The sequence below is a fragment of the Faecalibacillus intestinalis genome (assembly GCF_015097455.1).
GTDB lineage: Bacteria > Bacillota_I > Bacilli_A > Erysipelotrichales > Coprobacillaceae > Faecalibacillus > Faecalibacillus intestinalis.
Genome location: NZ_AP024085.1, coordinates 969,899 through 984,801, shown reverse-complemented (window position 1 = coordinate 984,801; position 14,903 = coordinate 969,899). Strand labels below are relative to the sequence as shown.

At 25.1% G+C, this 14,903-nt stretch carries 19 protein-coding genes and 1 pseudogene; 5 read left to right on the top strand and 15 right to left on the bottom strand.

Annotated elements, in window-relative coordinates:
* The first annotated feature begins 130 nt into the window (after nucleotides 1–130).
* A complete protein-coding gene (locus Fi14EGH31_RS05125; RefSeq protein ID WP_117480661.1) occupies nucleotides 131–388 on the top strand; it encodes a hypothetical protein in 258 nt (85 codons plus the stop codon).
* Between the two features lie 26 nt (nucleotides 389–414).
* Here Fi14EGH31_RS05125 and Fi14EGH31_RS05120 read toward each other — a convergent pair whose 3' ends face one another.
* The 15 genes and pseudogenes from Fi14EGH31_RS05120 to Fi14EGH31_RS05060 all read right to left on the bottom strand — a co-directional run bounded on the left by Fi14EGH31_RS05120 (nucleotide 415) and on the right by Fi14EGH31_RS05060 (nucleotide 13,036).
* Nucleotides 415–1,155, bottom strand: coding sequence for an ABC transporter ATP-binding protein (locus Fi14EGH31_RS05120; RefSeq protein ID WP_200765210.1), 741 nt, complete (start codon nucleotides 1,153–1,155; stop codon nucleotides 415–417).
* Nucleotides 1,140–2,408 (bottom strand): FtsX-like permease family protein, encoded by a 1,269-nt coding sequence (locus Fi14EGH31_RS05115; protein ID WP_117783263.1) that lies wholly within the window; start codon nucleotides 2,406–2,408, stop codon nucleotides 1,140–1,142. Before Fi14EGH31_RS05115 ends, Fi14EGH31_RS05120 begins: the two co-directional genes overlap by 16 nt.
* 119 nt (nucleotides 2,409–2,527) lie before the next feature.
* Nucleotides 2,528–2,734, bottom strand: a complete 207-nt coding sequence (locus tag Fi14EGH31_RS05110; RefSeq protein ID WP_147341726.1) for a hypothetical protein — start codon at nucleotides 2,732–2,734, stop codon at nucleotides 2,528–2,530.
* The gene (locus tag Fi14EGH31_RS05105; RefSeq protein ID WP_200765209.1) at nucleotides 2,731–4,614 is read right to left on the bottom strand and encodes an ABC transporter ATP-binding protein; all 1,884 of its coding nucleotides are present in this window, start codon (nucleotides 4,612–4,614) and stop codon (nucleotides 2,731–2,733) included. Before Fi14EGH31_RS05105 ends, Fi14EGH31_RS05110 begins: the two co-directional genes overlap by 4 nt.
* Nucleotides 4,611–5,672: an FtsX-like permease family protein gene (locus Fi14EGH31_RS05100; protein WP_200765208.1), complete on the bottom strand. Its 1,062-nt coding sequence runs from the start codon at nucleotides 5,670–5,672 to the stop codon at nucleotides 4,611–4,613. Before Fi14EGH31_RS05100 ends, Fi14EGH31_RS05105 begins: the two co-directional genes overlap by 4 nt.
* A gap of 47 nt (nucleotides 5,673–5,719) precedes the next feature.
* Entirely contained in the window at nucleotides 5,720–6,628 is a 909-nt protein-coding gene (locus Fi14EGH31_RS05095) for an ATP-binding cassette domain-containing protein (protein ID WP_200765207.1), read from the bottom strand.
* 105 nt (nucleotides 6,629–6,733) lie between these two features.
* The gene (locus Fi14EGH31_RS05090) at nucleotides 6,734–7,858 is read right to left on the bottom strand and encodes a hypothetical protein (RefSeq protein ID WP_200765206.1); all 1,125 of its coding nucleotides are present in this window, start codon (nucleotides 7,856–7,858) and stop codon (nucleotides 6,734–6,736) included.
* Nucleotides 7,858–8,541 carry a LytR/AlgR family response regulator transcription factor gene (locus Fi14EGH31_RS05085; protein ID WP_117783261.1) on the bottom strand — a complete coding sequence of 228 codons (684 nt, stop codon included), beginning with the start codon at nucleotides 8,539–8,541 and terminating at the stop codon, nucleotides 7,858–7,860. The genes Fi14EGH31_RS05090 and Fi14EGH31_RS05085 overlap by 1 nt, the downstream gene beginning before the upstream one ends.
* A 219-nt stretch (nucleotides 8,542–8,760) precedes the next feature.
* Entirely contained in the window at nucleotides 8,761–10,437 is a 1,677-nt protein-coding gene (locus Fi14EGH31_RS05080; protein ID WP_200765205.1) for an ABC transporter ATP-binding protein, read from the bottom strand.
* Between the two features lie 67 nt (nucleotides 10,438–10,504).
* Nucleotides 10,505–10,813, bottom strand: a pseudogene (locus Fi14EGH31_RS05075) (GNAT family N-acetyltransferase); the annotation flags it as partial.
* A 33-nt stretch (nucleotides 10,814–10,846) separates the two neighbouring features.
* A complete protein-coding gene (locus tag Fi14EGH31_RS15305; RefSeq protein WP_233550221.1) occupies nucleotides 10,847–10,993 on the bottom strand; it encodes a hypothetical protein in 147 nt (48 codons plus the stop codon).
* 397 nt (nucleotides 10,994–11,390) lie between these two features.
* Nucleotides 11,391–11,519, bottom strand: coding sequence for a hypothetical protein (locus Fi14EGH31_RS15555; RefSeq protein ID WP_256179957.1), 129 nt, complete (start codon nucleotides 11,517–11,519; stop codon nucleotides 11,391–11,393).
* Nucleotides 11,516–11,806, bottom strand: a complete 291-nt coding sequence (locus tag Fi14EGH31_RS05070) for a hypothetical protein (RefSeq protein ID WP_117574939.1) — start codon at nucleotides 11,804–11,806, stop codon at nucleotides 11,516–11,518. Before Fi14EGH31_RS05070 ends, Fi14EGH31_RS15555 begins: the two co-directional genes overlap by 4 nt.
* A gap of 203 nt (nucleotides 11,807–12,009) precedes the next feature.
* Nucleotides 12,010–12,570: a hypothetical protein gene (locus Fi14EGH31_RS05065; protein WP_032091478.1), complete on the bottom strand. Its 561-nt coding sequence runs from the start codon at nucleotides 12,568–12,570 to the stop codon at nucleotides 12,010–12,012.
* 37 nt (nucleotides 12,571–12,607) lie between these two features.
* Nucleotides 12,608–13,036 (bottom strand): hypothetical protein, encoded by a 429-nt coding sequence (locus Fi14EGH31_RS05060; RefSeq protein WP_022002128.1) that lies wholly within the window; start codon nucleotides 13,034–13,036, stop codon nucleotides 12,608–12,610.
* 153 nt (nucleotides 13,037–13,189) lie between these two features.
* Here Fi14EGH31_RS05060 and Fi14EGH31_RS05055 point away from each other — a divergent pair, with 153 nt between their 5' ends.
* The 4 genes from Fi14EGH31_RS05055 to Fi14EGH31_RS05040 all read left to right on the top strand — a co-directional run bounded on the left by Fi14EGH31_RS05055 (nucleotide 13,190) and on the right by Fi14EGH31_RS05040 (nucleotide 14,719).
* Nucleotides 13,190–13,528 carry a PadR family transcriptional regulator gene (locus Fi14EGH31_RS05055; protein ID WP_022002129.1) on the top strand — a complete coding sequence of 113 codons (339 nt, stop codon included), beginning with the start codon at nucleotides 13,190–13,192 and terminating at the stop codon, nucleotides 13,526–13,528.
* Complete coding sequence (locus Fi14EGH31_RS05050; protein ID WP_200765204.1) at nucleotides 13,521–13,928, top strand: DUF6120 family protein; 408 nt, start codon at nucleotides 13,521–13,523, stop codon at nucleotides 13,926–13,928. The genes Fi14EGH31_RS05055 and Fi14EGH31_RS05050 overlap by 8 nt, the downstream gene beginning before the upstream one ends.
* A gap of 22 nt (nucleotides 13,929–13,950) precedes the next feature.
* On the top strand, nucleotides 13,951–14,349 hold the full coding sequence (locus tag Fi14EGH31_RS05045) for a DUF6120 family protein (RefSeq protein WP_200765203.1): 399 nt from the start codon (nucleotides 13,951–13,953) through the stop codon (nucleotides 14,347–14,349).
* Between the two features lie 169 nt (nucleotides 14,350–14,518).
* Nucleotides 14,519–14,719: a hypothetical protein gene (locus tag Fi14EGH31_RS05040; protein WP_117347170.1), complete on the top strand. Its 201-nt coding sequence runs from the start codon at nucleotides 14,519–14,521 to the stop codon at nucleotides 14,717–14,719.
* Nucleotides 14,720–14,903: the final 184 nt, after the last annotated feature.

Below are 14,903 nucleotides of genomic sequence, written 5' to 3'. Positions count from 1 at the left end.
CTATTTTTATCATCAATAAACTTTTATTATCATTTTATTTGATTTAACACCAAATATTTACCGTTTAAATATTTCTTTATTTATCAAAAAAATAAGTGAATTGTTACAATAAAAACAAGAGGTGAACGATATGGAAAATACATTATATTTTAAAGATATGAATCATTGTGATCAAAATAATTATCCTAAAAAAGTCTACAAAGTAGAATATTCTAAAATGTTGATAGAAATTTTAGATACCGATCATATTCAAGGTAGACCTTTCTATTTTAGTAGTCCTCATTCTAGAGACGATTTCATCAAACAAATTAAAGATCATATTTTAAGAATCAATCATGAAGAATTAGAAGATATCCAACTTTATTGGAAAAAAAGCAGATCTTACTAAAAAGAGCATCCGCTCTTTTTAGTATTTTATAATTCCATTGATATCTTAACAATCTTATTAAAATAAGTATCAAATGAATCATCTTTTTTTAATAAATGATCTTTTATTTTACCATCTTCAATATAATACATTTGAGATGAATAAGCTGCATCTAAAGGGTCATGCGTAACCATAATAACTGTAATATTCTTTTCTCTATTGACCTTTTCCAAATATTGCATCAATTGTTTAGAACGTACACCATCTAAATTACCTGTAGGTTCATCAGCAAAAATAATCTTTGGATGCATCACAAGTGTTCTTGCCACGGCCACTCTTTGACTTTGTCCTCCAGAACATTCAAATGAATATTTATCTAAAAGATCATCAATTTCTAAATCTTTGATTATTTGTTTAAAATCTTCTTCATCTATTATTTTACCTGCAAGTTTTAAAGGTAAAATAATATTTTCTTTAACCGTTAAAGTATCTAATAAATTAAAGTTTTGAAAAATAAAACCAATATTTTCTTTTCGAAAATGAGCTCTTTCAGTTTCAGACATTTCATAAATATTTTTACCATAAATAAAAAGTTTACCTTTTGTTAAATCATCAATTGTTGATAAAATATTTAACAATGTTGTTTTCCCTGAACCGCTTTTCCCCATGATCGCAATAAATTCTCCTTCTTTAACATCTAAAGAAACTTGATCTAATGCTAATTTAGGATTTAAACTTAAAGGATTATAGATTTTTGTAAGTGATTCTGTTTTTATAATTGTTTCCATATGACTACACTTCTCCCTTCTTTATATCGAGCAATTAAATACATCATCAACATTGGGATGATATAAACAAAACAGATAAATAATGCATTTGTTGATAAAACACATTTAATGATCAATGAAATTGTCAATGTTAAAATATACAAACTAACACAAATAAAAAGTGTTATATAAAAGAGTGAAATTTCTTTTTGCGAATACTTTTTAATTGTTTGCATGTCATATCCTAAGGTATATAACTTCTTATAAGTGTGTTTATTTTCTAAACGTTTGATATTCAATCTTTGATAAATAATATAATTTAAAATCATACTTGTAAAAATATACATGAATAGAAATTCTATAAAGAAACCTACTTGATCAAGATAAATATAAATCATTAAAGGCATCATGAGATTGATCAAGATACTTAATAAAATCAACATACCCATTTGATTAATAATAAAGATATAGTTTTTTAACATGACCAATGTTTCTCCTTTAACATCTTTTCTTAAAAGTATGACTTGAATCATTCTAGGTAATGTATATTTAATAATTCCATTGATTCCAAAAGTACAAAGTGAAAGTGGAACGATTAGATTTATCTTTAAAGTAGAGGTTAAGATAATATATAAACCATATAAAAATAAAGCAACATACAAAAATTCTTTAAACAAACTTTTTGTTTTTATTTTATAAGAAATCGTTTCATCCCCTTTTATTAAATGAGTTGTCGGTGTTTGAATAATATATCTAAACTCTACAAAAACAATAACTAAAATCGTTAAAAAGAAAAAAGCAAGTGTATCTAAATAACTTTTTTCAAAGAAAACAAAAACCATTTTTTCTTGTAAATAAAATGAAATAAATTTAAATAAGAGTGGTGTAACAAGCATACTTAATAATGTAAATAGAATAAAAGAAATACTTAAAATTATAGTGATTTGTATCATAAAAAATAAAACAATTTCTTTGGTCGTATATCCAAAAATCTTTAATAGACCTAATATCTTAGAATGGATCTTATTATAATAATTCGTAGAATAAACAACCACATAGATACAAATCAACATAAAAATTAAAATCACTGTCAATCTAAAAAGTTCCATAAAAAAGGCTGCTAAATCATCTGTCTTTAAAGGTGGATTAAGCGTCGTATTATAAAACATACTTAAAATCAAACTCAGTAATAACATTGCTCCTGTTATCACTCCAATCATACTGATATTCTTTTTGATTTCTTTAAAAAAGTATTTAAGTGTAAAATCAAACATATTTTTATCTCCTTTCCTTGATTTTCTTCTCTTTACACCTTCAAGATAAACTATAGAGTCCCTCTATACTCAAGTGTTTATTATAAAAAAAAGCTGAGATTTTTCTCAGCTTAACTGTTTTATTGTTCTTTTCTTTTAATAAACCATAATAATATAATTCCTACGAATAAGCTAATCGCTATACCAATTGCCATCAATTGGTAATTAAAATAAGAATATACTGATTGATCAATAATCTTTGTAACAGGATTCATACTTGCTATTAGCCAACTGAATACACATCCTATGAGTACAACAAATACTGGAACTTTTTTCATAGTAATCACCCCTCACTTGTTTTTAACATATTTCCTTCATTGTTTATTTTCATTAAAATGATAAATGTAAAACATGGTACAAAAAGAATAATTAAATTTATAATTATTAAAACACTTAATGCTCTTTCTATGATTATACTTGTCAAGACATGATATTGTAAGTAGAAAACACTCATCACTGAAACTTGTGCTAAAACAATAGATAGTAAACAATAATTAATCCTTTCTTTTAAAATAAGTTTTAAACATTGCTTTTTATTGAAACCATTGACAAGCAACAAGGCATATTGATAACGTCTTATGACAACATCAAACATTCCTATAATAAAACATGAAAGTACAAAGAGTATAAATATGATCTTTGAAAAATTGTAAATCATTTCAAATCCAAATGATGTTGTTTGACTTAGAATTGAAGAAGATACTGGATTATAAACTTTAATTTGTTGATCGTGTTTTTTAATAAAATCTGTTACTGCCTGTATGTTCTTATAAGAATTTATTTTTAAGATATAGACATTTGATTGATACGAGTCATCAGGAATACATTGATTGATGATTTTTTGATAGAGATTTTGTGAAATATAAATAATATTTTCAGTTGATTTCGTATAACGATTACCAATATCCTTATCAACAGTATCTGCATTTGAAAGTTCAAAAGGAATTTCAACAAATTCAAATTCATTGTTTTTTAGCACCTGCATTGTTCCAGTCAAATGAATATGTCCTTTTATTTTTTGATAAAGAGAATAAGAAATATAAATCTTGTCCGTATTTATTTTTTGTTTATCAATTAAAAATACAGGATTGCTGTTTTTTTTGACTGTTTTCATTTTCTTATAATAGGGTTGTATGACCACTGTTTCTTTAAAAGATGAATCATTAACCGTCATATGAGCCACATTCCATTCAAAAAAGGGAGAAATATTTTGAATCATATTATTTTGTGATAAATCTTGTACAAGTGTTCTAGAAACAGGCGTTCCAGCCATATCATAAGTATTTCCACCATCCTTATAAGAAATCCTTAATTCATTATCGATTGCTTTATTAATCATTCTTTCTGTTTCTTTTTGATAATAGGCTTGAAAACACATCATATAGGTCATAATGATCATCAAAAAGGAAATGATGATATTTCTTTTATAATGTATTTTATTTGATTTTTGTGCATGTAAATAATAATTAAGTGGAAATGTTAGAATTGTTTTTCTTGCAATCAAATTCTTATTTTCTTTAATGATATTTTTCTTTAATAAAATTTGTTGATTTTCAATATGATAGTGTTTATCTGCAATCTCTAACATACCTAAATCATGAGAAGCAATGACAACTGTTTTATGATATTTATAGCATAAATCATAAATGATTTTTCTCATACGTCTTCTGTTTTCATCATCTAAATACGCTGTTGGTTCATCCAAAAAAATGATTTCAGGTTCTTTCATCATACAGCATAAAATCAAAAGCCTTTGTTTTTGCCCTCCTGATAAAACTTTTACTTCTCCATTTAAATCAATATTTAAATCAAGTTCATCTAACAAATTCATCATTTTATCTTTCTTAAATTCAACCTGACCAAGTTGACTAAAGAATTCAATATTTTGAATGACTGATAGATCATTAAAAAGTCGACAGTCTTGAAAAACAAATGCGATTTTTCTTCTAAATGATTCCTCATCTAAATCAGACATTTTTTCATTTTCATAAATATATTCCTTATTTGCATAATCTGTAAGTCGTGCAAGTTCAAATAATAGAGTCGATTTACCCGAACCACTCTCTCCTGTAATCAATGTAATTTTCCCTGAATCAATTTTAATTTCTTGATCAGTAAATAAATCTTTATCCCTAAAGGATAAATTAATATGTTTCATTTCAATCATTGTTTCACCTTCTTAACAAAATACTTACTGTAGAATAAATACAAGATGTAAATAATGATAGAAACAGCTATTTGAATACTAAAGAAAAGTAATAAACTGATGATTAAACTTTGATCATTGACTGCAAAAAAAACCATCTTTCTTGCGATAAAGAAGCCCGGTATACCTAATGCAAGTGACAATAATAATTGAACAAAGCCATTTTCATTAATCAATGAATGAACATTCTTATCATTTAGTCCATAAAGTTTTAATAGTTTTACTTCATTTTTACGATCATCAAGTGCATTGATTTGTACCATTGCATAAAGTACAATGGCGACAAGAACCACCATAACCATGTAGATATATCTTCCTTTTCTTTCTTCTTTATAGATATCTGTCATATCAATAACTGAATTATATTGATCATAGGTTGCAAGATTTTTAGAAATCTTTGTTATTTCTTTCTCTACTATTTTTAAATTATTTATACGATCTACTTCTATAACATAATTCTTACTATGATAAGGTGTAATTGTTGCATTTAATTCTTTAGCGTCTAATAAACTATCTGGTGTCTGATTATTGTATTGATTCAATAAACTATAAAATGATTTTTCTGGCATTAAAATAGTATATCCTGCACTCAAAAATTCATTATAGTAATCATCGACAGAAATGATATGATCTACTTCTAAATCAAGTTTTACTTTTTTAGTAAGGACTTGCGACATCTCTGCCTTTAGCCCTGATTCATTCATTTCTCCTTGATAACTGTATTGTTGGACAGGTATATAGACCTCTACAGAAATCTTAAAATTCTTTTCATCCTTATCTATTCCTAGCTTATTAGCCAATGACTGACTGATAGCATTTCCTTTAAGCTTTTTACCATTTGATTTGATATTTTGAAAAGAATAATAAGGAGCTACAAGTGGACTACCATCTTTAAAATAATCAAAATTTACCTTGTTTCCTTGAAAGTAAACACTCGTCGTTGATACATTTTGCATCTGATTGATCGTATCAAAAACATCAAAAGGATAAACACCTTTAACATGCTTGATTGCTTTCATTTGTGCGAGTTCATCATCACTAATATCAAGATTATTTATCTGATCCCCTATAAAATAACCATCATTTCCAAAAAAGCATCATTCATTTTTCCTGTATAGACTTCTGCTTTATTAGCTCTTTCTATACCGTTTGCAAGCTGATTTTCCTGTAAAATACTGTCACTTATATTGATAGAAATAGAGACTGTCATAATAAATCCTAGTAACATCACCAATAGAAATTGAAACCATTGTCTTTGATTTTTATAGAAAAAATATTTTTTGATTCTTTGATGTTTTGTCTTTTCTATTTTTAAAACCTGTTGAACTTCTTTTATTTCCTGATGACAACAAAGCTGCTTATTTTCTATTTCATAAATGATATCCAAATGTTCAATTAAAAAATCATCATGGGTAGTAATAATAATATATTTATTGTCTTTTTTTAGCTTTTGTAGCAGATTTAAAATAATTTCTTTATTTTCTTGATCTAAAGATGCTGTTGGTTCATCAATGATAATGATGGAAGCATCTTTAAACATTGCAAGTGCTATTAAAAATCTTTTTCTTTGCCCTATAGATAAAGACGAAGGATAATTTTTTAAATCAATGGCATCTAATCCTACTAAATACAAGGTTTCTAACATTTTGTTTTGATTAAAATTCTGTTTTTTTAATTGACTTATAAATTCAAAATGTTCAATTATTTTCATATTTTCAAAGAATGTTCCAAATTGATCAATATAACTGACACAATGCAATAAGTAATCTTCCTTATTTTTCTCAGTGATTACTTGCTTATCAATAGAAAGTATTTGATTCTTGTATTGATAAATCAATGCTTTTAAAAACGTCGTCTTTCCACAACCACTTTTTCCTATAATTCCTGTTATTTTCCCTGGACATGTTTTAAAATTAGCATTTTTAAAAATCACTTGTTGCTTAAATTGAATATCTAAATGTTTTATTTCAATCATAAGTCTCACCTCTTTTCTAATTTCATTCTAACAAGCTTTAAAAAAAAGATAAGAGGTTGAGGACGTTTGACTTATTTTAAAGGATAATTAACAAAAAAATACCCATTATTGCATGGGTATAAGAAGTGAAATAATTAAATTTTGATTTTCATGTATGATTTTGATACTGCCTTGATATTTTTTTAGTAGTAATTTGAGAGTATCATATTTTACTGGATCAATATTTTCAATTCCTAAATGCATGGTCATTGTTATTTCAAAAACACATGTATCTTGAATAATTTTAACTTGTAACTCTTGATGATTGACACATAGAGCTGCTAAATCAAAAAGATAATTAATAATGATATTTAAATGATCATCTTGGATAAAGGAAATATCTTGAATAGAAATAATCATCGTAGGAATGATTTTTTTTAATTGTAATTGTTCAAGTTTCATATTAATAAATGAATCCAGCAACTTATTTCCTGATGTAATCAACATATCTTCTTGATCAAGTAAGGCTATTTTTTGATCAACGATTTGATTTATTGTTTCAAACTCTTTTTCTTTGATTGCCTGTTTCATTTGCAGATAATCATATTTTAAATCATGTTTTAATTTATAAAGTTCATTATTCTTTTTTTCAAGATAAGCATAATTTTGTTGATCATTTTTAAAATAAGTAATAGCTTGATTCAATAATTGTTGTTCATGATTTAATTTTGTATATTTAAAAAACATATAATAAGAAATCATCATTGTAATCACTAGTGTTGTAAGAATAATCAAATGTCGATTAACTCCTAAAATCTCAAGAAAATCATAATAAAGAATATGGTAAATACAAAGTGTACTTAAAGAAATCATCATTAATAAACTCCAATAAATATTTTGATTATCTATTAGATAACGTTGTTTTATATAAACAAGTAAAGCCATAACTGTCATATAAATTATGAATGATATAAGTGTATAAAATGGAAAAATAATAATAATATCTTTAACAACCAATAGAAAAGAAAGATAAAATAAAATTTCTGTTATCCTTCTTTTCAATGAATAAAACAAGAAAAAACATAAACTCTCTAGAAACAAAATATCCTGTAATAATAAGGAAGAACTGATCATCATCACTACACCATTAACAAATAATGACATACCAATATATCTTTTAAACAGTTCTTTAGGAATATTTAACAGGTAAATTAAAGCAATTTCTATACAACTTAAATATAAAAAAGTCATTATTGAATATACCTCCTATAGGTATGATATTTTTCGATGAGATCTTTTGCTTTTCTAGAGACATTAAATGTTTGTTGATTTAAAAGAGTTACTGATTGATGATTAATTTTAGTCACATATTTAAAATTAATAATCGTATAGGAATTGATTTTATAGAAAGCAATATTTGAACAAAAATATTCCGTACATTTTTTTAAAGTCGTATATTGTTGAAATTCTTGATCTTTAGTATAAAATGTACAAACATTTCTATGAGATTGAATATAATAAATATCAACGCAGCGAATATATTGATGATTTTTTTCATCAAGCAAATACTGTTTATTACTTTCTGCCTCATCTTTTTCTATCTTCAAAAGCAATCTCTTAAAATCTTCTTCATAAAAAGCTTTTCTAATAAAAAAATAAAGATGAATATCAAAACAATCATAAACTAACGCCTCATTAGCAGATACAAAAATGATCTTTGTCTGTTTATTTTTAACTTTTTTAGCAAGTTCAATCCCACTTGCTTGTAATAACATAATATCTATAAATAAATATTCATAATCCATCAAATCTAATGTTTCAAATTTTTCATTAAAAACAACAATCTCTGCATCTTCAAAATATAAACTTGTTTTTATCTTATTTTTTAATTGTGTGCTAAAACTAGCATCATCATCTATAATTCCTATTTTCATATGTAACCTCTTTTCATTTATTATATAATAATTAGATTTATTTTTAAAAGAAAAAGATAAGAGAAACCTCTTATCCTAACTTTACTGGATATAATTTAAATAATCCCTCACCAATAAAATTATTGATATCAAAATAGCCACAAAAATAATAGAAAGATTTATTTCACTAAAATGATAGTTAATTTCTATTGATGCAAACAGCCTTTAAACAACATCCCATTAACTTGTACCTTTTAACAATTGTTTAAAAAAGGCACCTTCATCTACTAATTGTTGATAACTTCCTGCTTCTTTTAAAGAACCATCTTTTAAAACGAGAATTTCATCAAATTTACTTAAGAGTTCCTTATCTAATTTATGAGTAATCATAAAGCATGTTTTATCTATATTTAAAAGAATACTTTCAATTTCTTTTGCAGTTGTATGATCTAAATTAGATGTAGGTTCATCATAAATCAACAAATCTGCATCTTTAAGTAAAGCTCTAGCAATACTGATTCTTTGTTTTTCACCACCTGAAATATTATTTCCATTTTCATTAATAACTGTATTTAAATCCTCAGGTAAGGCATTGACAAAATCTTTTAAGCCTGCTTTTTCTATGACTTCTGTGATTTGATTATCTGAATACTCTTTAAAGTATGTGATATTATTTTTTAAAGTATCATTTAATATTGGCGCATTTTGATGAACGATTGATATATGTTGATAAATATTTTCAATATTTATTGTGTTGATATCTATATCATTAATATATAAAGTCCCTTTACTTACTTCATAATTGTTTAAAAGTAACTTGATGATCGTTGATTTACCAGAACCGCTGTTTCCAACAAGAACGTATTTTTTATTTTTATAAAAAACATGATTAAAATCATGAATAATTTCTTTACTTTGATCATAACTAAATGAAACATCTTTAAATGAGATATTTTCTATAGAATCAATTGAATTTATTCGATGTTCGTGGCTATTTTCAAAATATGTTTCTATTTTATTTTCAATTGGTTTTATACTTTTTAATAAAGGAATTTCATTTGATAATCTTCCTAAAGGATTAGCAATATTATTGACTAATTGTGTAATTGCCAGCATTTCACCTATAGTAATCCTATTTATAATTACAAAATAGAGAGAAATAAGTGTTGTCATTACACTTACTCCTAAAGAAGATAATGTTGAAAAACCTGAAATAATTCCTTCATCGTAGCGATAATTTTGCATACTTGTTTCATATTCATTTTCTACATAATCAAATTGATGAATGACATGATGTGTAATTTGAAAACATTTGATAAGTTCAAAAGAATTGAAGAAATCTTTGATTTTGATATTTAATTGACTATATTTTTGCGTTGAAATCATTTGTTTTTTAGATAAAACTTTTCCAAATAAAATAGGAGCAAATATGGCAATAACATTGATCACAATAACAATAATAGCTAAAGAAAATTGAAATGAAAAAACAGCTACTAAACAAATAATAAATTGTGAGAGATCTGCACTAATCGTTAATAAATTATCAAAATAGTTTCTTTCAATAATTTTTAAATCATTATTAAAAATACTTAAATAGGCTGATGAGTTTTCTTGATTGAACTCTTTGACTGTTTTAAAAAAGATTCCTTTAAATAAATCATGATTCAATGAAAACATCACATTTTTTAAATATTTAGCTCTAAAAAAACCTCTTAAAACATAGATTAAAAAATTAATGATAATAAACAAAACCGCTAAGATCATAACATGACAAAATTGGATGATATTTTTATCAACAGATGTATCTACCATTTTTTGAACAATGCTTGCTAAAAAAACAGACATGATTCCTGCTGTTGAAAATAAAAGAACACATATCATAAAATAAAATTTATTTCTTTTTAAATATTTTTTCATATTCATCTCACCCTTTTATCTATTGTAACATTTTTCATAAATAAAAAGCTATTGGTTGTCCAATAACTTAAAGTATCTTTTTAAAATACAAAACATCATCCATCGGATTATGATAATACGCCTCACGTTCAACAAATCCTACCTTTTTATAAAGATGAATTGCTGATTGTAAAGGAATAATCGTGTCCAACATCATTTCCTTATATCCTGCTTTTTTAGCATACTCTAAAATTTCTAAAACAAGCTTTTTACCTAATTTATTTTCTCTATATTTTGGTTTTACATACAAGCGTTTCATTTCACAGCGACTCTTTGAATGGTGATGATAGGCAACCATTCCTATCACCTTTTTCTTTTCTACAGCCACTAAAAGTTCTCCTTCAGGAGCTGTATATTTTTTTGCTGGATTTTATAATTCCTCATCAATATTTTGAAAAGATAAATCACGTCCCAAACGCTTTGTATATTCTATAATTAATTCTTTTACTTGATCTAAATAATCAACACCATTACATATTTCCATAAAATCCTCTGATTTCAAACTAATTTTTTTCATATATATTTTCTATTATCTTTGTATCATCCCATATTTTTGAACTTTCAAAAGTGATTACTCTTTCTTTTCCCTTTAATATAAAAAGATGTTTTTGAATATCTACAAGGTCTTTATTTTGATAAAGGAAAACAATAACTTCCCCATAACATTTCTTTTTATCATTTTTTGTTTTCTTAATGCATTCATTTAATTGTTGTAAAGAAATATCAGTTATTCGATCAACATCAAAATTATTATACTCTTGATATTGGGTACTTTCTTTTGCTTCTATTTCGTCATAATAAGTATCTTTAAATTCATTTTTCTTAAAAATGAAAACACTTTGTTTACTTGCAGGTAAACATTTAATTTTTTGAACTTTTAATGATAGATCAATTGGTTCTTTTGAAATGTTTTTTTAAATCAAAATAACTTGATCATCTATTTTCTTTGTTTCAAATGAATATAGTTTATTTTGTTGATGACATCTTGTAAAAAGTGTTATCAAAATAATGAATGCACACATTTTTATAATCAATTTTTTCATAACTTTTCTTCCTTTTTATATAATCTACGTCGAAGTAAAACTTCTAAAATAAGATCAATAAATACTGTTACAAGATATATTGAATAATAATTCCAATATTTATCTTTTACTCTATTCATTTCATGAATTGGATTTTGTATAAAAGCTAATGCAATCAACAGTATTCCTAAAACATTAGAAATTCTAATAATGATCAATCCATAGTTATTTTCCTTATTTAGCAATTGTATAATTTGTCCTACAATACGTATAAGAAAAATAATTTCTATCGCTATCCAATAAAACATAAAATTTCATCCTTTCCTTTACATGCAGGCAAGTGAAAGCCAAATCAATGAAAGACAAAATACAACTACTGCTATTAAAAATAAAGTAACCCATAAAGCATATTTTCTAATATTTCTTTTCATATTTTTCTCCTTATTATAATCTTTAAAAGGTTTTATTATATATTTACTTACTTTTCAACAATACAATGGTTATTAAAATATTATTTTTCTATCAAAAAGTTTATTGCTTCTTTGGCGTTTGAAATAGGATAATAGGGCGTGCTTTTCTTTGTATTATCTTTATATTCTATTTCTAAACCTTTTTTATTTCCTTTTTTTGGTAAACTTCGATAATAATATCCTGAATAATCTTTTGCATTTTGATCATTAAACTCTAAAAACACTCCTTTTGCATAATAAAATACATAGCCTTCAAATTCTGGAGATACATATCGAAAACCCTCTAATTGTCCATCTTTTAAAAAACGTACTGCTACAAATTCTTGACAAGCTTTTTTATTGTCATCTTTTGATAAAAATATGTGATATTCAAAATAATCACCTAAACTACTTCTGCCTCCTATCAATCGATGATCTCCCATATATTTTTTAACATCTTCTTCTGTAAAATTGCTATTCAAATCCATAAACATTTTTTGATAAGGGCTATATTTTATGATTGTTTTAGTATCATCTAATAAAATATCTTTATTAGATTTTACACTACATCCACCTAATATTACTCCCATAACAAACAGTAATAAAATCATTTTTGCTTTCATTTTATTTCACCCTTCCTTGTTAAAACCACTCAAACATTTAATTATTAATTAAATACGTACGATATTTTAAATATAAAACCATATTAATAATCAAACCAACGCACATAAAAGTTATGGCACTTGAATAATGAAACATTGTCATAATTGAAAAATGATACATAACCAAATCAATTACAAGTAATCCAAATAAAAGAAAAGTATTTCTTTTAAGATCAATACATTCTTTAGAAACAACCTTTTTAATCATCATAAAAAAATAAACAAATATTATAAAATAAAACAAATAATGTATGACAACTGATAAATTATAAAGCAAGCCTACTTCCCCATAAATGGGATTTCCATCCGTTCCTATTGTAATCCAATGGGTAGAAATGTAATTATCAAAGTATTTGAATGCTAATAAACCTATTATTTCAAAAACATAGCTTAAATAAATAAGACAAACATCATATTGTTTCTTCATTTTCTTTTCCTCCATCCATAATATTATGAATCAAGGAAGCGCTTTCCTTACTTTCATTATACGTCTTTCTACCATTATGTCAATTATACTTTTATTATAATAGTATCTTGTTTATAATAATTCGTGTGTTATAATCAATTTGGGTGATAAAAGATGGCAAAATCTAACAGTTTCTTTAATATTGATATGCTTGTTTTAAGTTTGTTGAAAGTAAAGGATTGTTATGGATATGAATTAGTAAAATTAATTAAAGAAATTTCCAATGGCTCATTAGATATTAAAGAAGGTACTCTTTATCCTGTTGTACATAATTTATTAAAAAAAGAATATATTTCAAGTCGAGATGAGATCGTTAATAAAAAAATCAGAGTTTATTATCATATTGAGCCAATTGGAAAAGAATATTTAGAACAAACAATTATTGAATTTAGAAAGAATATGCAAGGTGTATTTGAAATCATTGCATATGGTGAAGGCAAAAAAGATGAGTAACGATATAAAAAAATATATAAAATATGTTAAAAAAATTATTCCAATCTATTCAAAAGATAAAAAAGAATTTATACAGTTATTAACACAAAAAATCATTGAATTTTCTAATGAACATGACTCCTGTAGTTATCAAGATATCGTAGATGAATTTGGGAGTCCTAATGAAGTTGCTGGTTCTTATATTGAAACTTTAGATAGTGACGAAATTATAAAGAAACTTAATAAAAAGAAAATTATAAATATTTTTATTTCTGTCATAATTATTTTATGCATAAGTGTTTGGGGATTTGAAAGATATCGAATCAATCAATTGATTGATGAAGCAAAACATACAAAGATGAAAACATATACAGCTGAAGAATATAAAGAAAAAATAGCAAAAGAAAAACAAGAAAAATAAGTATTTAAATTAGGAGTAAAAAATGAATAAAGAAATCAAAAAATATATAAAATATGTTAAAAAAATTATTCCTTTTTATTCTAAAGATAAAAAAGAATTTCTAAGGTTACTAACACAAAAAATTATTGAATTTTCAAATACTCATCCTAATTGTACTTATCAAAATATCATAGATGAATTTGGTAGTCCTAATGAAGTTGCTGGATCATATATTGAAAGTTTAGAAAACGATGACATAATAAAGCAACTTAATAAAAAATATATTTTTAAAACATTAGTAACCATTATTATATTTATATCTATTGGTATTTGGTGTTTAGAAATTTATCATTTCAACAAACTCTACCAAGATGCAAGAGACAGTATTCATGGATATTGGGTAGAAGAAATTACTGAAGATAGTCGTACTGAAAATGAATAAGGCTCCTTTTAGAGCCCAATGGAGTCAACTTAAGAAGTTGGCTCTTTTTTTACCTTTTTAACTCATATAGATTTCTAAATACATATTTGTAGTTAAGTATTTGTAGACTATTTATATTTAATCATATAAATATCTAATATATAATGTAGTTAAGAAAGAAGGCGATAATATGTTTGTTAGAGCTGTTAAAAATAATAAAGGTAAAAAAGATACATACTTTTGTTCACTCGTTGAATCTTATCGTGATGAATCTGGTGTCCCCAGACATCGTGTTCTTATCAATTTTGGGCAAGTTGATAAGGATGCCGTTCCTTATTTGAAGGCTGCTTTTGCTAAAAAGAAGCCTCGTCTTGTTTATGATGATGAATAGTGTAGTTAAGTCTTCTGAATTATCTCAACTTTTTTGTGATTTCAATTCTATTATACAATCTGACATCGTCAACATGCTTTGTCGTAAACAAAAAAGGATTTTACTCGTAATAGGAATATGAATTTCTATTCTGTCATCTATTATTTTATTTTTCGAAATAAAACTACTACGAATGCTGAACTTA